Raw genomic sequence first — 22,462 nt, 5'->3', positions numbered from 1 at the left:
ACGGTCAGATCATGACCACACCCCGCACACGCTCCCGTACGCGTTCACTCGCGCAGGTGTCCGTGGTGGCCGCGCTGATGGTGACGGGCTGCTCCGACCCGAGCGCCCCCTCGGCATCGGCCTCCCCGACCTCCCCCGCCGCCAAGGCGCCCGCGCCCACCGCGCCCGCCGCGCCCACCCCGTCCCGGGCGTCCTCGGCGTTCTGCGCCGACCTTCCGACCTTCCAGCTCGCCATGCTGTCCTACCAGGCCGACGTGGGCAAAGTCCTCCAGAACCAGCCGCTGGACTTCGCCGAGCCGCGCAGGAAGGCCGCGCTCATCGCCGGCTACGGCAAGCGGATGCGGGGGAGCGCGCCACCGGACATCGCCCGCCACTTCACCACGGTGCTGGACGCGGTCGCCGCCTCGGCGCGGGCGGTCAAACCGGGCGGCAGCGGGCGGGCGGTGGTCGAACCCGTCTACGGGAAACGCAACCGGGCCGCGTTCGACGCCGTACAGAAATACGAGTGCCGCTGAACCGAGGCCCGTCCACCGGCGGCCTCGTGGGCGCCCGGCCCACCCCGCGGGCCGGGCGGGAGGGTCGGGCGCATCGACGGGACGACGAGGTTCTAGCGTTCGGGCCGTCGCAGGACTTCGGGGTCGACGAACAGCTCGTCACGGGGCGTCGTGGTGGTGAACGCCTCTCCCGACTCCCAGTCCCACGACTCCTCCTCCTCGCCCAGACGCTCGACCAGCTGGAAGAAGCGGTCCTCGACCGGGCGCAGGGCGGCGATCGAGTCGGCGAGAGCGGCCCGGGGCAGGCCGGAGGCGGGGGTGAAGCGCGACAGGTCCTCGTCCACCGACAACACCGCCAGCCATCCGCGCCAGTCGGGCTCCCTCAGGCCGCCGCCGGCCTCCGCCCAGAACAGCACCGCGTCGGAGGCGGGCTCGGTCTTGAACGCCCCGGCGGCCGCGAACATCAGCAGCGCCGTGTGCACCTCCCGTTCCACGTACCCCACGTCGAACAGGTACGCCTCCAACGCGCCCTCGCGGTACAGCAGGACGCTCGCCCCGGAGCCGACCCGCCGGACGCGTTCGGCGAAGAAGTCCCGCGGCGTCACCCCCACCGCGGCGTTCCGCCACCCGGTGTCGGCGCGGCGGCCGTCCCAGAACCAGCCGTCGAACATCTCGCCCGGGTTGGCGATGGCGTCCGGGCCCGGCGCGGGCGTGTCCAGCCAGCGGTCGAACCCCTCCCGCGTCATCGCGATCCGCGCGGCCACCATGAAGCCGTCCGACACGACCGCCTCCTCCAGATCCCGGAAATCCAGGGCCCACCCTGCACCACGCCACCGACGTTATTAGCAGGGCGGCGAGCTAGGGACCGTTGTCGGACGCCTGCGGGGGCGCTACGCGTTCGAGCTTGGTCCAGCCGGTCCAGCCCCGCTCCCTCAGCAGCTCGATCAACCGGCGGCCCGGCGGCACGGTGTCGAACGCCAGCGCGTCCATCAGCCTGACCAGCGGCGCCTCGATGTCGATGTCGTCGACATAGTCCTCGCCCCTCTCATCGGCCATCCGCGTGAAGTAGACGGCCAGCTCGTCGGCCAGCTCCACCAGCCGCGGGTCGTCGGTCCGTTCGAGGGCCTGGCCCAGGACGCGGTAGAAATCGAGGAGCCGCGGGTCGGCGAGCTGCTCGCGCTTGCGCGCGATCCACTCCGGGACCCGTTCGGGTGAGCGCGCGGCCAGCAGGATCCAGCCGTCGCGTTCGGCCCGGACGATCGGCTCGTCGATCCCGAGCGCCCGCAGGCGGTCCAGATACCCGACCACCTCCGGGGGCAGCGCCAGGCTGTCCCCGGCGGCGAGCCGGGCGATCCGCTCCCGGTGCCGCTGCCGCTGCCGGATCTCGGCCCGCAGCCGCCGGTCGATGTCGGCGACCGCCGCGGCGAACTCCTCCCCGCCGGCCTGGAGCAGCTCCCGCACCCGCGCCAGCGGGACCCCGGCCTCGGCGAGCGTCCGGATCCTGATCAGCTCGACCACCGCGCCGGCGTCGTACCTGCGGTAGCCGGAGTGGTCGCGTTCCGGCTCCGGCAGCAGTCCCTTGGCGTGGTAGTGCCGCACCGCGCGCACCGTCACCCCGGCGTACGACGCCAGCTCGCCGATGGTCAGCATCACACCAGTCTCCTACGGGCGCTTCACCCGGCCGCCCGCGCGTCCCGGACGATCCGGGCGATCTCCGGGGCGTGGGTGAAGACCAGCCCGTGGTCGGCGTCGAGCCAGGACACGGCGACGCGCGGCTGCTCGCGGACCAGCCGCTCGACGCCGGAACGCCAGTTCCGGTTGAGGCGCGGCGCGTGCCCTCCGGCGCCGTCACCGGCCATCGAGGACGACATGATCATGCTGATGGGCCGGTCGATCCTCCGGTACCGGTCGAGGATCCCCGAGCGCACCGCGTCGATCTCGACGTTCAGGTCGAGGATCTCCCGGGCGGTGGGCAGCACCTGGCGCGCGGTGCCCCGCAGGGCCTCCTGCTGCTCCGCCATCTCCTCCCACATGGCGCGGAACTCCGGCAGGAGCTCCTCGGTGAGGAACGGTTCGGGCACCGGGTTCGCCCCGTCGATGAGGACGAGCCCGGCGACGCCGGGATGCTCGGAGGCGTAGTGCACGGCCAGGTCCGCGCCCAGCGAGTAGCCCACCAGCAGGGGCGCCTCGTCCGGACGCAGGCGTTCCAGCTCCGCCACCACGGCGGTCAGATCGCTGAGGAACGCCTCGAAGGAGTACCGGTCGGCGGCCGAGGCGAGGCCATGGCCCCGCAGGTCGAAGGTCACCACGTCGTGGTCGCGCCGCAGCAGCCCGGCCAGCCCGCGCAGGTCGGCCTGGGTCGAGTTCAGGCCGGGGCACAGGACCAGCGGCCGCCCCCGGCCGCCGCGGGACATCGGGATCGTGACGCCGTCGTGGCGGATCGTCGTAGTGGTCGTAGTGGTCGTAGTGGTCATGCCGCCATGCTGGGAGGTTGACCCTGCGTCAGGGTCAACCGCCGCGGCGACGCCATCGCCGAGACGTCCGGCACGAGACGGTGATCGGCTCTACGGAGCCGCCCTCGCGGGGAGGGCGTTCCCCCTGGTCGCGGCCCGTTCCGGCGGGTGGTGCGTGGCGCGCCCAGAGGGATTCGAACCCCCGACCGTCGGATTAGAAGTCCGGTGCTCTATCCAGCTGAGCTATGGGCGCATGTTGGGTCATGAGTGTAGAGCGCGATGCGTGGTCTTCGCACGAGCGGCCCGGTGTGGGCGTGGCCGGGGATGGACGGAAGTCGGCGTGAGCGGTCGCCGGGCGGCATATCGTTGACGGCTGTGGGGGTTGACGTGGAGGTGCCGCTTTCCGGTGGGGAGGTCACCGAAGGGGTCGTGCGGGTCGGGGACACCGTCCGGCGGCCGGTGCGGGCGCACACCCCGGCGGTGCACGGGTTGCTGCGGCATCTGGAGAAGGTCGGGTTCGACGGGGCCCCGCGGGTGCTCGGCGTCGACGGGCAGGGCCGGGAGGTCCTGAGCTGGATGCCGGGGGAGGCCCCCGGACGGCCGTTGCCCGCGTACGCGGCGGGCGAGGACGCGCTGGCGGGGCTCGCGCGGCTGCTGCGGCGCTACCACGACGCCGTCGAGTCCTACGGGGTGCCGACGGACCAGCCCTGGGACACCGAGGCGTCGAACCTGGACGCCGCCCCCGAGATCATCGGGCACTGCGACGTCACGCCGGAGAACGTGGTCTTCCGGGACGGCCTGCCCGTCGCGTTGATCGACTTCGATCTCGCGCGGCCGACGACCCGGCTGTACGACGTGGTGACCACGCTGCGGCACTGGGCCCCGATCGCCGACCCGGCGGACCGCGACGGGCTGCTGTACGGCGCCGACGTGGGGCGGCGGATGCGGATGTTCTGCGACGCCTACGGGCTGGACCGCGACAGCCGGCGGGAGCTGCTCCCGGCGGCGCGGGTGCGGTTCGACCGCTCCTACCGCGCGATGCGGACCCGGGCCGAACGGCTCGGCGGCGGCTGGGCGCGGATCTGGCACAGCGGGGCCGGGCCCCGGATCCGCCGGGCGCAGGACTGGCTGGAAAGGCACTGGGACGAGCTCGATGCGCGCCTCCACTGAGGGACGGGCCGCCGGACTGCTGCTGGGCGTGGCGCTGGACGCCGTGTTCGCCGACCCCCGGCGGGGGCATCCGGTCGCGCTGTTCGGCCGTGCGGCCAAGGCGTGGGAGCGCGCGGTCTACGCCGACTCGCGCGGGCGGGGCGTGCTCTACACGTCCGTGCTGGTCGGGAGCGTCGCGGCCGGTGGCTGGGCGGTGGAGCGGGCCGCCCGGGGACCCGTGGCGAGGGCCGGGGTCACCGCCCTCGCCACCTGGGCCGTGCTCGGGGGGACCTCGCTGGGCCGGGAGGGACGGCTGATGGCCTCCCACCTGGAGAACGGGGACCTCGCCGCGGCGCGGGGGCGCCTGTCCTACCTGTGCGCCCGGGACCCGGCCGGGCTGGGCGCCGACGACCTCGCGCGGGCCACGACCGAGTCGGTGGCCGAGAACACCTCGGACGCCGCCATCGCGCCGCTGCTGTGGGGCGCGGTCGCGGGCGTTCCGGGGCTGCTGGCGTACCGGGCCGTCAACACGCTGGACGCCATGGTCGGGTACCGCAGCGAACGGTACGAGCGGTTCGGGTGGGCCTCGGCCCGCCTCGACGATCTCGCCAACTGGGTGCCCGCGCGCGTGACCGGGCTGCTCACCGTCGCCTGCGCCCGGGGCGCGCGGGGCGAGGCGTGGCGGGTGCTGCGGCGGGACGGCGCGGCGCACCCCAGCCCCAACGCCGGACGCTGCGAGGCGGCGTTCGCGGGCGCGCTCGGGGTCCGGCTCGGCGGGGCCAACAGCTACGGCGGACGCGTCGAGCGCCGTCCCGGGCTCGGCGACGGCCGCGGACCCGAGGTAGGGGACATCCGGCGGGCCGTGCGGCTGTCGGCGGGCGTTACGGTGGCTGCTGCCCTGGTTTCGGCCGGGGTCGCGCGGGCGCTGGCCCGCCGTTAGGGCGACGGACGAAGAGGTGCGTGTGGGCGGGGCGCTGCTGGTGGCGGGGACCACCTCGGACGCGGGCAAGAGCGTGGTCACGGCGGGCATCTGCCGGTGGCTGGCGCGGCAGGGCGTGAAGGTCGCCCCGTTCAAGGCGCAGAACATGTCGCTCAACTCGATGGTCACCGCCGACGGCGCGGAGATCGGGCGGGCGCAGTACATGCAGGCGCAGGCGGCGGGCGTGGAGCCGCGCGCGGTGATGAACCCGGTGCTGCTCAAGCCGGGCGGTGACCGGCGCAGCCAGATCGTGCTGCTGGGCAGGCCGGTCGCCGAGGTGGACGCGGTGCAGTACGGCGCGCACAAGGAGCGCCTGCGCGAGGTCGTGAACGCCAGCCTCGCCGAGCTGCGCGACGAGTACGACGTCGTGGTCTGCGAGGGCGCCGGGAGCCCCGCCGAGATCAACCTGCGGGCCGGGGACATCACCAACATGGGCCTGGCCCGCGCCGCGGACCTGCCGGTCGTCGTGGTCGGCGACATCGACCGGGGCGGGGTGTTCGCCTCGCTGTTCGGGACCGTCGCGCTGCTGGAGCCCGCCGACCAGGCGCTGGTCGCCGGATTCGTGATCAACAAGTTCCGGGGCGCGCCCGAGCTGCTGGCCCCCGGCCTGGAGCAGCTGCGGCTGCTGACGGGACGGCCGACGCTCGGGGTGCTGCCCTGGACGCCGGGCCTGTACCTGGACGCCGAGGACTCCCTCGCGCTGGACCGGCCCCGGCCCGACGCGCGCGCCCCGCTGGGGCCCGAGACGCTGCGGGTCGCGGTGGTGCGCCTGCCGCGGATCTCCAACTTCACCGACCTGGACGCCCTGGCCGTCGAGCCCGGCGTCGTGGTCCGCCACGCCGCCGGCCCCGGCGACCTCGCCGACGCCGACCTGGTGGTGCTGCCGGGCAGCCGCGCCACCGTCTCCGACCTGGCCTGGCTGCGCGAGCGCGGCCTCGCCGACGCGATCGTCCGGCGCGCCCGCGCGGGACGGCCCGTGCTGGGGATCTGCGGCGGCTACCAGATGCTCGCGCGGGAGATCGTCGACGAGGTCGAGTCCGGGGCCGGGACGGTCGCGGGGCTCGGGCTGCTGCCCGCGCGGGTCGCGTTCGCCCCGGACAAGACCCTGGGGCGGCCCGAGGGCACCGCCTACGGCGAGCGCGTCAGCGCCTACGAGATCCACCACGGGATCGTGGAGACATCGGGCGGGGAGCCGTTCCTGGACGGGTGCCGCGAGGGCGCGGTGTGGGGGACCACCTGGCACGGGGCCCTGGAGAACGACGGCTTCCGGCGCGCGTTCCTGACCGAGGTGGCCGGGGTCGCCGGGCGCGACTTCCGGGTCGCGCCGGACGTGTCGTTCGCGGCGATCCGGGAGGCGACCCTCGACACGCTCGGCGATCTCGTCGAACGGCACCTCGACACCGACGCGCTGTGGCGGCTCGTCGAGGACGGGGCCCCGGCGGTGCTGCCCGTCGTGGCTCCCGGCGGCGCGCCGCGGGTGCCGGGTGGACGCTGAGCGCGGGCGACGTCACAGACCGAGATGGCAGGGTTCCGGTGAGCGGCGGCGCGACCCGGGTAGGGTGATCCACTCTGGACGCCAAGGCCGCCTGAGGAGGAGCGACCCGTGACCGAGCCGCGGACTGGTCTCATCGTCCCGCTGATGAGGGCGCGGGTGCCCGCGGAGGTGCAGCTGGAGTTCCCGCTTCCACCGGGCGAGGAGCCGATCCGCGAGCCCTTCGCCGGGGACCTGTACGTCACCTACGCGCTGGAGCTCGACGACGAGCCGGTCGCGGGACGTCCCGGCGGGCGCCGCTACGAGTACGTGGCGCGGCGGCACTGCGACGAGATGGACGTGGCGCCGGAGGACCTGCGCCGCCTGGCCGCCGTCAACCTGCACGCGCGCCGCCCCGGCCTGACGATGAACTGGTACCCCGACGCGCGGGCCGTGACGGTGGCGTTCGGCGAGGGCGGCCTCGACTCGGGGCTGCTGCTGGACGAGGCGTTCCTGGAGAAGCTCGCCCAGGACGTCGAGGGCGACCTGGTGGTGGCCGTCCCGGGCCGGGACGTGCTGGTCGCCACCGGCACCGGGCACCCCGACGGGGTGGAGCGGCTGCGGTGGGCGGTGGAGCGCGTCTGGTCCGAGGACCGGCTCGCCGCCGGGACCGACGCGGACGCCGACCCCGCCTGGGACGTCCCGGCCGGGCAGCTGCTCACCCGCGACCTGCTGGTCCGCACCGGGGACGCCTGGGCGGCGCTCCCCGCCTGACCGGCCCGCCCGGTTCGTCCGGGCCGGTGGCGCGGCCCCGTGACCGGCGTCCCCGTAGGTATGGCCTAATCATCCCCGGTCCAAGACCGAAATCAGGGGAACCCGCCGTGTCGGTATGCCTACCCGGCGTAACCTCCGCTTGTCGTCCCCAGGCAGGAGGAGCCGCGCCATGGAAGGCAATCTCGCAGCCCTGCTCGCCCGCCGCGCCGATACCTACGGCTGGCGGGACCGCCCGTTGTTCCGTTCCGGCGAGACCACCTTCAGTCATGGCGAGGTCCATGACGCGGCCGCCACCGCCGCCGGGGTGCTGCACGCCGCCGGGGTCCGGCCGGGGCAGCGCGTCCTGATCGCGCTGCCCGACTCGGTCGGCTTCGTCACGGCCCTGCTGGGCACGTTGCGGCTCGGCGCGGTCGCCGTGCTCACCGGGCCCGAGCGGACCGCCGCCGAGCACGCCCACGTCCTCGCCGACGCCGAGCCGCGGGCGGTGGTGTGCGCGTCCGGGCTGCTCGACCGGTTCGCCTCCGCGCACACGCTCACCGACGGGGACCTCACCGACGAGCCCGCCGTGATCCCCGACCCCGCGCCCGTCCTCCCCGACACCCCCGCGTACGTGCAGTACACCTCCGGGACCACCGGGAAGCCCAAGGGGGCCGTGCATAGGCATACCGACGCCGAGGTCTACTTCCGCGCGCTGGGCATCGGCGCGCTCGGCATCACCCCCCAGGACGTGGTGTTCTCGCTGTCGAAGGCGTGCTACCCGCTCGGTCTCGGCGCGACGGTGTTCTTCCCCATGCTGTGCGGGGGCTCGTCGGTGCTGTGGTCCTCCCGGCCGAGCGTGCGGGGCGCGGTGGAGCAGGCGCGGCGGCACCGGCCGACGCTGCTGTTCACCGTTCCGACCTGGTACGCGCGGCTGGTGGGCAACGGCGCGCGGGACGCGGTCCGGGAGGCGTTCGGCACGGTGCGGGCGGTGGTGTCGGCGGGCGAGCCGCTGCTGCCGTCGCTGGGCGACCGGATCGAGGAGACGTTCGGCTGCCCGGTGCTGGACGGCCTCGGCAGCACCGAGGTCGGGCACACCTTCGTCTCCAACACCGTCACCCGCCGCCGCCGCGGCGCCCTGGGGGTGGTGCTGGAACCGTTCGAGATCTCCGTGCGGTCCGAGGGCGCGCCCGGCGGGCCGGGCCGCGAGGTGCGCCCGGGGCGGACCGGCGTGCTGTACGTGCGGGGCCCGTCGGTGATGACCGGGTACCTGGGCAGGCCGGAGCAGACCGCCGAGGTCCTGGGGCCCGACGGGTGGCTGCGCACCGGGGACCTGGTCCACGTGGACGCCGACGGGTTCGTCCACCACCACGGGCGGGTCCTCGACCAGGTCACCGTGGCGGGGGAGCGGGTCGCGCCGCTGGAGGTCGAGCGCGTCCTCGGCCGCCACCCCGCCGTGGTGGAGGTCGCGGTGGTCATGAACGACGGGAACGCGGACGTGGGGGGACGGCCGGGGCTGCGCGCGTTCGCGGTCCTGGAGGACCCCGCGTGGCTGCCGCGCGGGGAGGCCGAGCGGGAGCTGCTGGCGTTCGCCCGGGACCGGCTGCCCGACCACAAGGTGCCGCTGTCGGTGACGCTGCTGGCCGAGATGCCGCACACCGCCACCGGCAAGATCGACCGGGTGGCGCTCGGCCGGGGCGCCGACTGAACGGCCGGCCGGGGCGAATCGGACGGGAGACGCGATTGCGGATATAGTCGCCTGTTGCGAATTGATTGCAACAAGGAGACTCATGCGTAAGTCCGTCCTCGTCGTCGGGTCGATCGCCATGGCGACCGGGCTCCTGGCCACCGCGTGCGGTGGCTCGGGGTCCGGTTCCGCGGGCGGGACGTCCGGTGGCACGTTCACCTACGCGATCGGCGACGAGCCCGAGACGCTCAACCCGGCGCTCCAGGACGAGCACACCGACCCGGTGACCGAGATGGTCTTCCGCGGGCTGACCCGGCACGACGCGAACAACAAGGTCGTGCCGGGGCTGGCCGAGTCCTGGCGGGTCGCCGAGAACGGCACCGAGTACACCTTCAAGCTGCGGCCCGGCCTCACCTGGCACGACGGCAAGCCGCTCACCTCCAAGGACGTCAAGTTCACGATCGACACCGTGAAGGCGGCCGGAGCCGACGCGCCGCTGTCGCGCAACTTCTCGGCGGTCAGGAGCGTCGAGACGCCCGACGACACCACGGCGACGTTCACGCTGAGCAGGCCGTTCGCGCCGCTGCTGGACGCGGTGTCGATGGGACTGCTGCCCGCGCACGCCCTGACGGGCAAGAAGATCACCGACGGCGGGTTCGGGCAGGCCCCGGTCGGGGCGGGACCGTTCCGGCTGAAGGCGTTCAAGCCGGGGCAGTACGCCGAGCTGGAGGCGTTCGACAGGTACTACGAGGGCAGGCCCAGGCTGCCCAAGATCGTGATCAAGTACGTGCCGGACGACTCGGCGCGGCTGATCCAGCTCCGCAACGGCGAGGTCGACGGGGCCCACATCCAGCCCCAGCAGGTCGCCAGGGCCAAGAGCGACGACCGGGTCCGCCTGGAGACCTACCCGACCGCCGACTACCGGGCACTGCTGTTCAACTTCAAGAACCCGGTGTTCGCCGACAAGAGGGTCCGGCAGGCGATGAACTTCGCCGTGGACCGCGACGCGGTGGTCAGGAGCGTGCTGGCAGGGCAGGGCAAGCCCGCCACCGGGCCGCTGGACACCAACCCGTTCAAGAGCGGGCCCGCGCCGTTCCGCCACGACCCGGCCAGGGCCGACGAGCTGATGAAGGGCGCCGGGTACGCCAGGAACGCCCAGGGGCTCTGGGAGAAGGACGGTAAGACCGTCCGGTTCGAGCTGACCACGTTCGCCGAGGACTCGGCGCGCGTCGCGATCCTCAACGTCGCCGCCACCCAGCTCCGCCAGGCCGGGTTCGACATCTCCGGCACCCCCAAGCCCCGCTCCTGGGTCCGCGACCACTGGGGCGACCTGGGCGCGTTCGTGATCGGCTGGGGCACGCCCTACGACGCCGACTCGTCGGTGTTCGGCCCGTTCCACTCCTCCGAGGAGCTGGACAAGGGCGGTTCCAACTACGGCTCCTACAAGAACGCCGAGGTGGACAGGGCGCTGGAGCGCGGGCGCGGCACCCTGGACGAGGGCGGGCGCCGGGCCGCCTACGCCGACTTCCAGAAGGCCCTGGCCGAGGACCCGCCGTTCGTGTGGATCGCCTACCTCGACACCAACAACGCGGTGCCCAGAAGCCTGACCGGTCCGCAGCGGCGCACCCTCGGCCACCACGGCTACGGCTTCTTCTGGAACGTCGAGAAGTGGGCCTGGTCCTGAGCCCCCCGCTCCTGAGGTTTCTCGTCCGGAGGGCGGTGACGGCTTTGGGGGTCGTCGTCGCCCTCTCGGCGCTGTGCTTCGCGCTGCTGGACCTCGCGCCCGGCTCCCCGGCCGAGAGCATCCTGGAGGCGCGCAACGGCGGCCGCCCGCCGTCCGCCGCCGAGGTCGCCCGGCTGGAGCGGCACATGGGGCTGGACGACCCGCTGCCCCAGCGCTACGGGCGGTGGGTCGCCGGGGCGGTGCGCGGCGACTTCGGCCTGTCCTACGGCAGCGGCCGCCCGGTCGGCGAGATCCTGGCCGAGACCGCGCCGTGGACGGCGCTGCTGACGCTGGTCGCGACCGCGTTCAGCGTGGCCGGGGCCGTCGCGGTCGGGCTGGTCGCGGCGGTGACGCGCCGGGCCTGGGTGCGGCGGGGCATCGAGACGGCGCTGTTCGTGCTCGGCGGGATGCCGGGGTTCGTGACGGCGCTGCTGCTGCTGTGGGTGTTCGCGGCCTGGCTGCGGGTGCTGCCGTCGGGCGGGCTGGCGCGGCCCGGCGAGCCCGTCACGCTCGGGGTGCTGGTGCCGCACCTGGTGCTGCCCGCGCTGGCGCTGGCGTTCGGGCACCACTTCGGGACCTACGCGCGGCTGGTGGAGACCGGTGTCGGGCGGCTGCGGAACGCCCCGCACGTCGCCAACGCGCGGGCGCGCGGCCTGCGGGGACGGACCGTCACCGTGCGGCACCTGCTGCGGCCGGGGCTGGTGCCGTTCACCGCGCGGCTCGGCGTCGGCGTCGGCGGGCTGGTCGCGGGCGCCTACGCCACCGAGCAGATCTTCTCGTGGCCGGGCGTGGGACGGCAGGCGATCCTGGCGGCGCGGGACCAGGACTACGCGGTGCTGACCGCCGTGGTGCTGGTCACCGGCGTGATCGTGATCGTCGCGAACCTGCTGGGAGACCTGGCCGTGGCGTGGCTGGACCCGCGCGTGCGGCTGGCGGGGAGGACCACCGATGGCCGTCACTGACCGGGCCCGCCCCGGCTTCCTCGCGTTCCGGGTGCCGGCGCGGCGGCCCGGCGTGTGGGCGGCGGGCGCGGTGCTGGGGCTGCTGGCGCTGGCGGCGGTGTGCGCGCCGCTGCTGACCTCCCTCGACCCGATCGCCACCGACACGGGCGCGACGAGCCTGCCGCCGGGATCGCCCGGCCACCCCCTCGGCACCGACCTGCTGGGACGCGACCTGCTGGCCCGGCTGCTGTACGGGGCGCGGACCTCGCTGCTGGTCGGCCTGGTCGCCGCCGCCATCACCGTCGTGGCCGGGGTGCTGCTGGGCGCGGTCGCCGCGGCCGGGCCGCGCTGGCTCGACGAGCTGGTCGCGCGGACCGCCGACGTGCTGCTGTCGCTGCCGATGCTGATCGTCGTGCTGGCGCTGGCCGCCGTCATGGGGCCGTCGCTGGGCACGGTGGTGGTGGCGGTCGCGGTGACGAGCTGGATGCCGGTCGCGCTGGTCGCCCGCGCCGAACTGGTCAGCCAGCGGGAACGGCTGTACGTGCGCGCCGCCTACGCGCTCGGGCTGTCGCGCGGCCAGGTGCTGCGCCGCCACCTGCTGCCGGGGGCGCTGCCGCCGGTCGCGTCGATCGCGGCGTTCGAGGTGGGGCACGCCGTCCTCACCGAGTCCACGCTGAGCTTCCTCGGCCTCGGCGTCCCGCCGAACCGGCCGAGCTGGGGCAACCTGCTCACCGAGGCGCAGGCGCACCTGCTGACCGGCGAGTGGTACACCGTCGCGTTCCCGGCCGCGTGCGTCGTGGTGACGATCCTGGCGGTCAACGTGCTGGCCTCCGCCGTCGCGCGGGGCGAGGGGAGGGCCTGGTGACCGTGACCGGCACCGGCGCGGCCGCGCTGGAGATCGAGGACCTGGTGGTGCGCGTCGCCGGGCGCGCGGTCGTGGACGGGCTGTCGCTGTCGGTCCCGGCGGGCCGGGTCGTCGCGCTGGTCGGGCCGAGCGGCAGCGGCAAGAGCCTGACGGCGCGTTCGGTGGTGCGGCTGCACGACCCGGACGCCGGGGTCGGGGTGAGCGGGCGGATCGCCGTCGGCGGCACCGACGTGACGGCGCTCGGGGCGCGCGGGCTGCGGGCGCTGCGGGGGCGGCGCGTCGGGTACGCGTTCCAGGACGCCGCCGCCAGCCTCAATCCGACGATCACCATCGGGCGGCACCTGGCCGAGACCGTCCGCGCCCACGGCACCGGGGACCCGTTCGAGGTGGGCGCGGCGGCGCTGGAGCGGTGCGGGCTGGCGGCCGGCGAGGTGTGGGGCGCCCGGCCCTTCGAGCTGTCGGGCGGGCAGGCGCAGCGGGCCGCGCTGGCGCTGGCGACGGTCCTGGAACCCGACCTGCTGATCGCCGACGAGGTGACGACCGCGCTGGACCCGGTCACCCAGGCCGAGGTCCTGGACACCGTGCGCGCCCAGGCCGCCGAGCGCGGCCGCGCCGTGCTGCTGATCACCCATGACCTGGCCGTCGCGGGCCGCTGGGCCGACGAGATCGCGGTGCTGTCCGGCGGGCGGGTGATCGAGCGGGGCCCGGCCGCGGAGCTGCTGGCCGCGCCGCGCGAGGCGTTCACCCGCGAGCTGGTGGCCGCCGCCGGGCCGGACACCGCGAGCCCGCGCGGGGGCGGGCCGGCGCCGGGGCCCGCGCCGCGCGAGACCGCGGCCGTGCGGCGGGTGCTGCGCGGGAGGGGGCGCACGACCGTCGCGCTGGACGGCGTCGACTTCTCCGTCGCGCCCGGCGAGGCCGTCGCCGTGGTGGGCCGCAGCGGCTCGGGCAAGTCCACGCTGGTGGGGACGCTGGCGGCGCTGGACCGGCCGCAGGGCGGCGCCGTGCGCGCCGGGGGACGCGACGTGTGGGCGCTGCGGGAACGCGACCGCCGCGCCGTGCGGCGCGGGGCCGGACTGGTGTTCCAGGACGCGCTGGCCTCGTTCGACCCCCGCTACACCGTCGAGCGGGTCGTCGCCGAGGCCCTGGGAGGGCGCGACGGCGTCGCCGCGCTGCTGGAACGCGTCGGCCTCGACCCCGCGCTGGCCGCGCGGCGGCCCGCGACGCTGTCGGGCGGGGAGCGCCAGCGGGTCGCGCTCGCGCGGGCGCTGGCCGCCGGGCCCGCGCTGCTGCTCGCCGACGAGCCCACGACCGGCCTGGACGTGCTGGCCCAGGAACGCGTGCTGGCGCTGCTGGACCGGCTGCGCCGCGAGGAGGGCCTGGCCGTGGTGTTCGTGACCCACGACCTGCGGGTCGCGCGGCGGATCGCCGACCGCGTGGTGGTGCTGGCGGCCGGGCGGGTCGTGGAGGACCTGCCCGTCTCCGCGCTGGACTCCGCCGGGCACCCCGAGACGCGGGCGCTGCTCGACGCGGTCCCGGCGATGGCAACCGGACGGCAATGACGCGGTGAGCGTCCGGAAAGACCACGCCGTTCCGGACGGGTCCCGCCCCCGGTGCTGCCACCGTGGACACATGATCATGTGGTCCGGGGGTTGAGGTGGCGGGTGTGGCGAAGGCGGCCGCCGGCGCGACGGTCGCGGTGGCCATGGTGGCGGGCACGGCGCACGCGTGCGGGCTGCTCGGCGGCGGGAACGTGGCGCCCGGTCCGGAGCTGAGCCCGACCGCCCGGCCGCAGGCGGTGGAACAGGCCGCCGGGCAGGTGGCCGAGCGGGTCGTGGCGGCCGAGGGCGCGGCCCCGCCGGCGCGGCAGACGCTGATCGGGGACGGCTCGACCGCGTTCAGCGGCGCCCAGCCCGGCCTGGACCGGCCCGCCCGCCTGGCACCCGGCGCGCGGCCCCCGCAGTTCGTCGTGTTCTCCTGGGACGGCGCGGGGGAGGACGACAACCGGCTGTTCTCGCGCTTCCGGGAGCTCGGGCGGCGCTACAACGTGACCCAGACGTTCTTCCTGAGCGGCATCTACCTGCTGCCGGAGCGGCAGCGGATGCGGTACCGGCCGCCGGGCCACCCGCGCGGCGCGTCCGCGATCTCCTACCTGGGAGAGGCCAGCATCCGCCGCACCGTCGACGAGATCCGCCGGGCGTGGCTGGAGGGCCACGAGATCGGCACCCACTTCAACGGGCACTTCTGCGGGCCCGGCGGCGTCGGGTCGTGGACGCCGCGGCAGTGGCGCTCGGAGATCGAGCAGGCCAGGTGGTTCGTCAAGAACTGGAAGACCACCACCGGGTGGCGGGACCTGCCGCCGTTCCCCTTCGACTACGACCGGGAGCTGATCGGCGGGCGCGCCCCCTGCCTGGAGGGCCGCGCCAACCTCCGCCGGGCCGCCCGCGAGATGGGCTTCCGCTACGACTCCAGCGGCGTCGGCGAGCAGGTCTGGCCGCGCCGCGTCGACGGGCTGTGGGACCTGCCCCTCCAGCAGGTGCCGATGCCCGGCCGGCCGTTCGAGGTGCTGACCATGGACTACAACTTCATGGCCAACCAGTCCCGCCGGTCGCTGGGCCGGACCGGGGCCCGCGCGGCGTGGCGGGACCAGATGAGCCAGGGGCTGCTGCGCGGCTTCCACCGCGCCTACGCGGGCAACCGCGCCCCGATGATCATCGGCAACCACTTCGAGCGGTGGAACGGCGGCATCTACATGGAGGCCGTCGAGGAGGTGATGCGCACGGTGTGCGTCAAGGCGGAGGTGCGGTGCGTGTCGTTCCGCGAGCTCGTGGACTGGCTGGACGCGCAGGACCCCGCGGTGCTGCGCGAGCTGCGGCGGCTCGACGTCGGGCAGCGGCCCGCGGCCTGGCCCGGCGGCGACGCCGCCGACTCCGGCCCGGTCCTCAGCGCCCCCTGACCCCGCCGAAAAGAGGTGTCGTCCGCCGGAGACGGCGGCCTAGGGTGCGGCCATGCCCACTTTCTCCCAGGCGGTCGCCTTCGCGGCCGTCGCCACCGTGATCATCGTGATCCCCGGCCCGAGCGTGCTGTTCGTCGTCGGCCGGGCCCTGGCGCACGGCCGCCGCACCGCCCTGGTCAGCGTCCTCGGCAACGCGCTGGGCGCGTTCGCGGTCGTCGCCGCGGTCGCGTTCGGCGTCGGCGCGGTGGTCGCCCGGTCGGTGACCGTCTTCACCGTGCTCAAGCTGTTCGGCGCGGCCTACCTGGTGTACCTGGGCGTGCAGGCGTTCCGGCACCGCCGCTCGCTCCAGGACGCCGTCGGCGGCCCCGTCGAGGTCCCCCGGGGACGCGCCCTGTGGCAGGGGATCGTCGTCGGGGCCACCAACCCCAAGACGCTGGTGTTCTTCGTGGCGGTGCTGCCGCAGTTCGTGGACCGCGACCGGGGCCACGTGCCGCTCCAGATGCTGCTGTTCGGCCTGATCTTCTGCGCCATCGCCCTGCTGTGCGACAGCGTGTGGGGCCTGACGGCGGGCGCGGCCCGCACGTGGCTGGCCCGCTCGCCCCGCCGCCTGGCGGCGATCGGCGGCACCGGCGGCCTGATGATGATCGGCCTCGGCGTCACCGTCGCCGCCACCGGCCGCAGGGACTAGGGCCGCCGGGCGGGGATCGTCTCCACCTCGCGGACCGGGGGCCTGGCGCCGAAGCGCCTGCGGAGCGGGTACAGGGCCGCCACCACCACCAGGCTGACCAGGGAGGCGGCGAGCTGGGAGCGCTGGCCGGGCATGAGCGCCATCGAGACCAGCACCGCCAGCAGGGCCGCGACCGTCAGCCAGGACAGGTACGGGAACGCCCACATCCGGTAGGTCAGGCTCGCGGGGTCCTCGCGCCGCAGGCGGGCGCGCAGGCGCAGCTGGGAGAGCATGATCGCCAGGTAGACGAAGGCCAGGATCACCCCGATCGAGTTCATCAGGAACCTGAAGACCTCGTCGGGCGAGACGTAGGAGGCCACGACCGCGCCCCAGGCGGCGACCGTGCCGAGCAGGATCGCGCGGACCGGGACGCCGTTGCGGTTCAGCTTCACCAGGCCCGCGGGGGCGTCGCCGTCGCGGGTCAGGACGTACAGCATGCGCGAGGAGACGTAGATCGCCGAGTTCAGGACCGACAGGACGGCGGTCAGGATGATCGCCTGCATGATCGTTCCGGCGGCGGGGACCCCCATCGTGTCCAGCGCGCTGACGAACGGGCTCTCCAGCACGTGCGCGTCGTTCCACGGCAGGATCGCCACCACCAGGAAGATCGACAGCACGTAGAACAGGCCGACGCGGTACAGCACGTTGTTGGTGGCGCGGGCCACGGCGGGGCCGGGCTCGTCGCTCTCGGCGGCGGCGATGGTGACGATCTCGGTGCCGCCGAACGCGAACATCACCGCCACGATCGCCGTGAAGATCGAGGTGACGCCGTTGGGCGCCAGGCCGCCGTGCCCGGTGAGGTTGCCCAGGCCGCCGGGGGCGTCCGGCCACAGGCCGAGCAGGTACAGGACGCCGAGCAGCGCGAAGACCAGGATCGCGACGACCTTGATCGAGGCGAACCAGAACTCGAACTCGCCGAACGACCGCACCGACACCAGGTTGACCGCGGTCATGACCAGCAGCAGCGCGGCGGCCAGCAGCCACTGCGGCAGGTCGATCCAGGAGGCCAGGATCGCGGCCCCGGCGACGGCCTCCGCGCCGACCAGGATCACGTACAGGTACCAGTAGAGCCAGCCGATCGTGAAGCCCGCGGCCGGGCCGAGGGCCATCCGGGCGTACTCGGCGAGCGACCCGGCGACGGGCCGGGCCACGACCATCTCGCCGAGCGCGCGCAGCACGAACAGGACGAGCAGGCCCGCCGCGGCGTAGGACAGGATCGCGGCCGGACCCGCGGTCCTGATCACGTTGCCGCTGCCGACGAACAGGCCCGCGCCGACCGCTCCGCCGATGGCGAGCATGGTCATGTGGCGGCGGCGCAGCCCGGCCTGCAGCCCGGTCTGCTGGTGGTTTTCGGACATCCCTGGCCTTCTGGACGGTTGACGCTCCTGGCAGGGACTTACCTTAGGTGTCCTGCGGAGATGCTCGAATACCGGGCCGGGTTGTCCATATTCCGGACAGGCTCTATCAGTGGAGGCGGGTGATGATGAAGTCGTCGAAACGAGCCATCGCGTCGGAGGTCTCGTCCGCGCCGTCCGCCTGGTGGACGGCCAGCGCGTCGGTCCCCCGCCGCAGCGGCCGGGCGGAGTCGGTGAACTCCAGCACGCGGCGTCCGTTCACCCAGACCCGGAGCCCGGTGGCGCGGCCGGTCAGGTCCACCTCGACCTGGAGCCGGTTGGCCTGCTGGGCGCGGAAGCCCGGCAGCTCGACGGTGCGGACGGCGCCGCGCACCGGGTCGTCGTCGACGACCTTGCGGAGCCGCAGCACGCCGTCCCAGCGCAGCATCGCCTCGTAGCGGCTCCCCTCGTCGTCGGAGTTCTCCCGGTTGAGCACGTACAGGCCCGCGTACCCGCTGGAGCCGCCCGAGGCGAAGGAGACCGACACCTCGTGCAGGGTGCGGCCGTCGGCGACGGCGCGCTCGCCGGGCAGCGAGCAGTACTCCTCGGTGGCGTCGGTGGTGTCGGTGGAGACCTGGAGACTGTGGTCCCGGTACACGCCGCACCCGGTCCCGTCCCAGCCGCCGCGGTCGTTGTCGAAGCCGTCCTTGGGGAAGAACGGGGTCCCGGGGGAGGGCGCCTGCGCGGTCGCCGGGGTCTTCCCCCTCGGCCGGAAGCCGTCGCCCAGCCGCGCCTGGCCCGCCGCTCCCAGCGCCACGCCGAGCGCCAGGAGCGCGGCGCCCCCCGCGACCAGGGGGCGGCGGCCCCGCCGGGGACGCGCCGGGGCGGGCTCGACGGTGGTGCGGCCGGGGTCGACGGCGGTGCGGCCGGGATCGGCGCGGGCGGGGGCCGCGTGCCCGGTCAGCCGGACCAGCAGATCCTGCGGGGTGGGGCGTTCGGCGGGGTCCTTGGCCAGCGCCGCGCCCACCGGCTCCACCAGCGCCGGGTCCAGGCCCTCCAGGTCGGGCGGCTCGTGCGAGATCCGGTACAGCGCCTCCGACACGGTCGCGCCCGCGAACGGCGCGCGCCCCGTCCCCGCGAACGCCACCACGCAGCCCCACGCGAACACGTCGGTCGCCCGCGTGACCTCCCCGCCGTTCAGGACCTCCGGCGCGGTGTAGGCGGGCGTCCCTGATCTTGGCGGGGACGCCCCCGTACGCTGTGCCCATGGACGTGAGCGTGGACGTGCTGGGCCCGGGGTACGAGGCGATCGAACTGCCGATGGGCGAGGACTCCGAGGGGCCCGTCGTGGCCACCCTCGTGCGCCGTCGCGCGACCGACCCGCGGCGGCGGGCGGTGCTGTACGTGCACGGGTTCGTCGACTACTTCTTCCAGAAGCACCTGGCCGACTTCTACGTCGAGCAGGGCTTCGACTTCTACGCCCTGGACCTGCGCAAGTACGGGCGTTCGCTGCGCCCCCACCAGACGCCCAACTTCGTGCGCAGCCTCACCGAGTACTTCCCGGAGATCGACGCGGCGGTGCGGATCGTCCGCGAGGACGACGGCCACGACGTGCTGCTGATCAACGGCCACTCCACCGGCGGCCTGATCGCCGCGCTGTGGGCCGACGCGCGGGGGAGGGGGCTGGTCGACGGGGTGTTCCTCAACAGCCCGTTCCTGGACATCAACGAGCCGCCGCCGGTGCGCGGGCTCGGCGCGGGCCTGGCGCGGGCGCTGCACCGCCGGTTCCCCAGGGCGGTGCTGCCCGCCGGGGTGTCGGACGCCTACGCGCGCAGCCTGCACCGCGACCACGGCGGCGAGTGGGACTTCGACCTGGAGTGGAAGCCCCTGCTCGGGTTCCCGGTGCGGGCGGCCTGGCTGGCGGCGGTGCGGCGCGGCCAGCTGCGGCTGCACGCCGGACTGGACATCGACGTCCCGGTGCTGGTGATGACGTCCCGGCGGTCGGTGCGGCCCCGGCCGGGTGTGATCGACGTCTCCGGCGGTGACGCGGTGCTGGACGTCGAGCACATGGCCCGCTGGGCGCCGCGCCTGGGCCGCAACGTCACCCTGGTGCGGATCGAGAACGGCCTGCACGACCTGGTGCTGTCGGCCAAGCCCGCCCGCGACGAGGTGTTCGGCGAGCTGGCCCGCTGGATGCGCGGCTACCTGCCCGCCTGACGGCCCCGCCGGGGCGGCGGCTCAGCCGATGACCTTGGAGATGTCGAAGTCGTCGAAGTCGACGACCGAGGGCACCGAGGGGTTGCCGCCCCGCCGGACGGTGAGCCCGGCCCAGCCGTTGGCGAGCGGCTGCTGCTCGTCGGCGTGGTCGAGGACCTGCTCGCCGTTGACCCACAGCCGCAGCCGGACCTCCTTGCCCTTGCCGTCGGGGTCCGCGCAGGCGACCTGGAGCCGGTTGGGGCCCTTGGCCTTGTGGCCGGGCACCTCGTCGACGGTCAGCAGGTCCTTGGAGCCGGTCCGGGCCGAGTACTTGGTCAGGGTCGCGCCCTTGCCGTCCTTGCGCACCACGAACGCGTACTGGTCCTTGCCGTCGTTGTTGGAGCGGCAGGCCAGCCCGTACTGGCTGTCGGGGGATCCCGCCGCCGACGTCACCGTGACGGAGACCAGCGCGTTCTGCGGGACCTCGGAGCCCGGCTTGGGGGACCACTGGTCGCGGGCCGGATAGGTGCTGTTGGTGTCCATCCGGTACACGCCGTTGGCGTAGCCGTAGCCGCTGGTGAACGTGCCGCCGCCCCAGTTGGAGCCGGTGCTGGAGAAGTTGTCGCTGAACACCGTGGCCAGCTGGTCGGGCGGCCCGTCGGAGCCCGCCACCGCGACGATCCCGACGACGGCGGCCAGCGCGGCGGCGACGACGCCCGCGCCGACCAGCAGCGGCTTGCGGGACGGGCCGCGCGACGGCCGCGCCACCGGGCCGGGGGCGGCGTCGCGGCGGGTGGTGTCCGCGCCGAGCGTCGCCGTCGGCGCGGGCTCACCGGCCGGCGTCCGCCCCAGGCCGGTGGCCGCCGGGGGCGCCGGAGCGGCCGGGGGCGGCGGGACCGGGGGCGCGCCCGGGACGTGCCAGCTCGCCTGGACGGTCTCGGCGATCAGCGCGGGGTTGGGATCGGTGTGCCCGACCAGGCGGGCCAGCAGCTCCTGCACCGAGGGGCGTTTGCGCGGGTCCTTGTCGAGGGCCGCGCCGACCAGCTCGCTCAGCGACGGGTCCAGCCCGTCCAGCTTCGGCGGCTCGTGCGCGACCTTGTAGAAGATCTCCGGAACGGTGTTGCCCGCGAACGGCGCCCGCGCCGTGCCCGCGTAGGCGACCACGCAGCCCCAGGAGAACACGTCGGAGGCCGGGGTGACCGGCTCGCCGCGCAGCAGCTCCGGCGGCAGGTAGTTGGGGGTGCCGACCAGCTGGCCGGTGCGGGTGGGGCCGTCGGCGGCGTCCAGGGCGCGGGCGATCCCGAAGTCGATCACGCGCGGGCCGGTGGCCGACAGCAGCACGTTGGCGGGCTTGAGGTCGCGGTGCACGATCCCGGCGCCGTGGATGGCGGCCAGCGCGGTCGCGACGCCGACGGCCAGGCCCTCCAGGTCCGAGCCGGGCAGCGGGCCGCGCTCGGCGACGGCGCGTTCCAGGCTGGGGCCCTCGATGTACTCGGTGACCACGTACAGCGGGTCGGCGTCCCTGCCCATTACGCCGTCCGAACCCACCTCGGCGTCGATCACGGGCGCGGTGCAGAACCGGCGGACCTGCCGGGCGGCGTTCACCTCGCGCCGGAACCGGTCGCGGAACGCCGGCTCCCCGGCCAGCTCCCGGTTGATCACCTTGACGGCGACGCGTCGCCCCCCGGGATCCTGTCCCAGGAACACCGTTCCCATGCCGCCCCGGCCCAGCCGGGACAGCAGCCGGTAGGGGCCGAGCTCGCGGGGGTCCTCGGGCCGGAGGGCGTCGGAGTTCTCACCTGCGTGCGTGGTCATCGTGGTCCTGGAGGTCGGAAGGCCTGATGTGTCGGAAACCCTACCGTCCGAACGGGTCAGACCCAGTCGCGTACGGTCCGGCGGGCGGCGTCGACGATGGAGTCGATCTGCGCGGCCATGGTGGTGGCGTCCCACGCCTGGTGCTCGGCGCAGTGCTTGAACGCCACCCGCACCATGCCGATGAAGATCGCCACGAGCAGCCGGGGCCGCAGGTCGGCCTCCGGATCGACGCCCTGGCGGCGGGCGATCTCCGCGGCGAGCGCCCGTTCGATGGCGGTGTGGTGGGCCAGGTGCGCGGCGACCAGCGCGGGTGTGGTCTCGATCACCTGCCGGAGGCGGCGGAACCGGGCGCTCTCGGCCGGGCCGCTGTCGGCGATGGACCGCAGCGCCACCCGCAGCGCCTCGGCCATCGCGGTGAACGGCGTCTCGTCGGCGGGCCGCTCGCGCAGCTCCTCCAGCATCGCCCGGTCGTAGGCCGCGAACACGCCGATGACCACGTCCTCCTTGGTGGCGAAGTACCGGAAGAACGTGCGCTGCGACACCTCCACCGCCGCGACGATCTCGTCGATGGTGGTGTCCTCGTAGCCCTGCGCCACGAACAGCTCCAGCGCCGCGTCGATCAGCGCCTGGCGGGTCCGCTGCTTCTTGTGCTCGCGCAGCCCGTCCCGGGCCCGGTCCGCGCCCGCCACGCCACCCGCCGGGACGGCGGTCGGCGGCTCGGTTGCGGTCATCGGCGGACTCCTTCTCCCCGGGGCGGCCGTGCGGACGCCTCGTGGACGGTCTATCACGGAACGGACGGTGCGGACCGCCCGGTTTCCGGCGTCATGGGGGGTCATAGGCAAGTATGAACCCGGCCGGTGGTCCAGGGGACGGGCGCCGGACCGTCCGGAAGATGGGTCCAGCGACTCTCCCGGAAAACCTGCGC

At 74.7% G+C, this 22,462-nt stretch carries 19 protein-coding genes, 1 tRNA gene and 1 pseudogene; 13 read left to right on the top strand and 8 right to left on the bottom strand.

What is annotated here, in order from left to right; all coding sequences use genetic code 11:
- Window positions 1-11 precede the first annotated feature (11 nt).
- On the top strand, window positions 12-515 hold the full coding sequence (locus HNR61_RS13080; protein WP_182843406.1) for a hypothetical protein: 504 nt from the start codon (window positions 12-14) through the stop codon (window positions 513-515).
- 92 nt (window positions 516-607) lie between these two features.
- Here the strand turns inward: HNR61_RS13080 and HNR61_RS13075 are convergent, their stop codons facing one another.
- From HNR61_RS13075 to HNR61_RS13060, 4 genes are all read right to left on the bottom strand, one after another.
- Window positions 608-1,276: a hypothetical protein gene (locus HNR61_RS13075; RefSeq protein ID WP_182843405.1), complete on the bottom strand. Its 669-nt coding sequence runs from the start codon at window positions 1,274-1,276 to the stop codon at window positions 608-610.
- Window positions 1,277-1,352: 76 nt separating this feature from the next.
- A complete protein-coding gene (locus HNR61_RS13070; RefSeq protein ID WP_182843929.1) occupies window positions 1,353-2,144 on the bottom strand; it encodes a MerR family transcriptional regulator in 792 nt (263 codons plus the stop codon).
- Between the two features lie 23 nt (window positions 2,145-2,167).
- The gene (locus HNR61_RS13065) at window positions 2,168-2,968 is read right to left on the bottom strand and encodes an alpha/beta fold hydrolase (protein ID WP_182843404.1); all 801 of its coding nucleotides are present in this window, start codon (window positions 2,966-2,968) and stop codon (window positions 2,168-2,170) included.
- Window positions 2,969-3,123: 155 nt separating this feature from the next.
- A tRNA-Arg gene (locus tag HNR61_RS13060) sits at window positions 3,124-3,200 on the bottom strand.
- A gap of 122 nt (window positions 3,201-3,322) precedes the next feature.
- Between HNR61_RS13060 and HNR61_RS13055 the strand changes: the two genes are divergently transcribed.
- The 11 genes from HNR61_RS13055 (at window position 3,323) to HNR61_RS13005 (ending at window position 16,153) form a co-directional block, all read left to right on the top strand.
- Window positions 3,323-4,117 (top strand): phosphotransferase, encoded by a 795-nt coding sequence (locus HNR61_RS13055; protein ID WP_312897887.1) that lies wholly within the window; start codon window positions 3,323-3,325, stop codon window positions 4,115-4,117.
- Window positions 4,101-5,036: a cobalamin biosynthesis protein gene (locus HNR61_RS13050; RefSeq protein WP_182843403.1), complete on the top strand. Its 936-nt coding sequence runs from the start codon at window positions 4,101-4,103 to the stop codon at window positions 5,034-5,036. The genes HNR61_RS13055 and HNR61_RS13050 overlap by 17 nt, the downstream gene beginning before the upstream one ends.
- A gap of 22 nt (window positions 5,037-5,058) precedes the next feature.
- Entirely contained in the window at window positions 5,059-6,570 is a 1,512-nt protein-coding gene (locus HNR61_RS13045; RefSeq protein ID WP_182843927.1) for a cobyric acid synthase, read from the top strand.
- Window positions 6,571-6,678: 108 nt separating this feature from the next.
- Window positions 6,679-7,320: a DUF1444 family protein gene (locus HNR61_RS13040; RefSeq protein WP_312897886.1), complete on the top strand. Its 642-nt coding sequence runs from the start codon at window positions 6,679-6,681 to the stop codon at window positions 7,318-7,320.
- Window positions 7,321-7,489: 169 nt separating this feature from the next.
- Complete coding sequence (locus HNR61_RS13035) at window positions 7,490-9,004, top strand: AMP-binding protein (protein ID WP_182843402.1); 1,515 nt, start codon at window positions 7,490-7,492, stop codon at window positions 9,002-9,004.
- Between the two features lie 82 nt (window positions 9,005-9,086).
- A complete protein-coding gene (locus tag HNR61_RS13030) occupies window positions 9,087-10,667 on the top strand; it encodes an ABC transporter substrate-binding protein (protein ID WP_182843401.1) in 1,581 nt (526 codons plus the stop codon).
- Window positions 10,652-11,668, top strand: a complete 1,017-nt coding sequence (locus HNR61_RS13025) for an ABC transporter permease (RefSeq protein ID WP_312897885.1) — start codon at window positions 10,652-10,654, stop codon at window positions 11,666-11,668. The genes HNR61_RS13030 and HNR61_RS13025 overlap by 16 nt, the downstream gene beginning before the upstream one ends.
- Entirely contained in the window at window positions 11,655-12,512 is an 858-nt protein-coding gene (locus HNR61_RS13020; protein ID WP_182843400.1) for an ABC transporter permease, read from the top strand. The genes HNR61_RS13025 and HNR61_RS13020 overlap by 14 nt, the downstream gene beginning before the upstream one ends.
- Window positions 12,509-14,071, top strand: a complete 1,563-nt coding sequence (locus HNR61_RS13015) for an ABC transporter ATP-binding protein (RefSeq protein ID WP_182843399.1) — start codon at window positions 12,509-12,511, stop codon at window positions 14,069-14,071. The genes HNR61_RS13020 and HNR61_RS13015 overlap by 4 nt, the downstream gene beginning before the upstream one ends.
- A gap of 104 nt (window positions 14,072-14,175) precedes the next feature.
- Window positions 14,176-15,465, top strand: a complete 1,290-nt coding sequence (locus HNR61_RS13010; RefSeq protein WP_312897884.1) for a polysaccharide deacetylase family protein — start codon at window positions 14,176-14,178, stop codon at window positions 15,463-15,465.
- Window positions 15,466-15,517: 52 nt separating this feature from the next.
- On the top strand, window positions 15,518-16,153 hold the full coding sequence (locus HNR61_RS13005) for a LysE family translocator (RefSeq protein ID WP_182843398.1): 636 nt from the start codon (window positions 15,518-15,520) through the stop codon (window positions 16,151-16,153).
- Here HNR61_RS13005 and HNR61_RS13000 read toward each other — a convergent pair.
- Both HNR61_RS13000 and HNR61_RS12995 read right to left on the bottom strand, forming a co-directional pair.
- Complete coding sequence (locus tag HNR61_RS13000; RefSeq protein ID WP_246442651.1) at window positions 16,150-17,550, bottom strand: amino acid permease; 1,401 nt, start codon at window positions 17,548-17,550, stop codon at window positions 16,150-16,152. The two genes, HNR61_RS13005 and HNR61_RS13000, sit on opposite strands and share 4 nt — an antisense overlap.
- Window positions 17,551-17,656: 106 nt before the next feature.
- Window positions 17,657-18,748, bottom strand: a pseudogene (locus HNR61_RS12995) (serine/threonine-protein kinase); the annotation flags it as partial.
- Window positions 18,749-18,792: 44 nt separating this feature from the next.
- Between HNR61_RS12995 and HNR61_RS12990 the strand changes: the two are divergent.
- A complete protein-coding gene (locus HNR61_RS12990; RefSeq protein ID WP_182843397.1) occupies window positions 18,793-19,743 on the top strand; it encodes an alpha/beta hydrolase in 951 nt (316 codons plus the stop codon).
- A 21-nt stretch (window positions 19,744-19,764) separates the two neighbouring features.
- On the opposite strand, the gene HNR61_RS12985 is transcribed toward HNR61_RS12990, so the two are convergent.
- Both HNR61_RS12985 and HNR61_RS12980 read right to left on the bottom strand, forming a co-directional pair.
- The gene (locus HNR61_RS12985) at window positions 19,765-21,537 is read right to left on the bottom strand and encodes a serine/threonine-protein kinase (protein WP_182843396.1); all 1,773 of its coding nucleotides are present in this window, start codon (window positions 21,535-21,537) and stop codon (window positions 19,765-19,767) included.
- Window positions 21,538-21,593: 56 nt separating this feature from the next.
- Window positions 21,594-22,268 carry a TetR family transcriptional regulator gene (locus HNR61_RS12980; RefSeq protein ID WP_182843395.1) on the bottom strand — a complete coding sequence of 225 codons (675 nt, stop codon included), beginning with the start codon at window positions 22,266-22,268 and terminating at the stop codon, window positions 21,594-21,596.
- Window positions 22,269-22,462 lie beyond the last annotated feature (194 nt).

Source organism: Actinomadura kijaniata (assembly GCF_014138665.1).
Lineage (GTDB): Bacteria > Actinomycetota > Actinomycetes > Streptosporangiales > Streptosporangiaceae > Spirillospora > Spirillospora kijaniata.
Note: the sequence above shows the minus strand (reverse complement) of the source record. Positions and strands in the feature narration are given on the sequence as shown.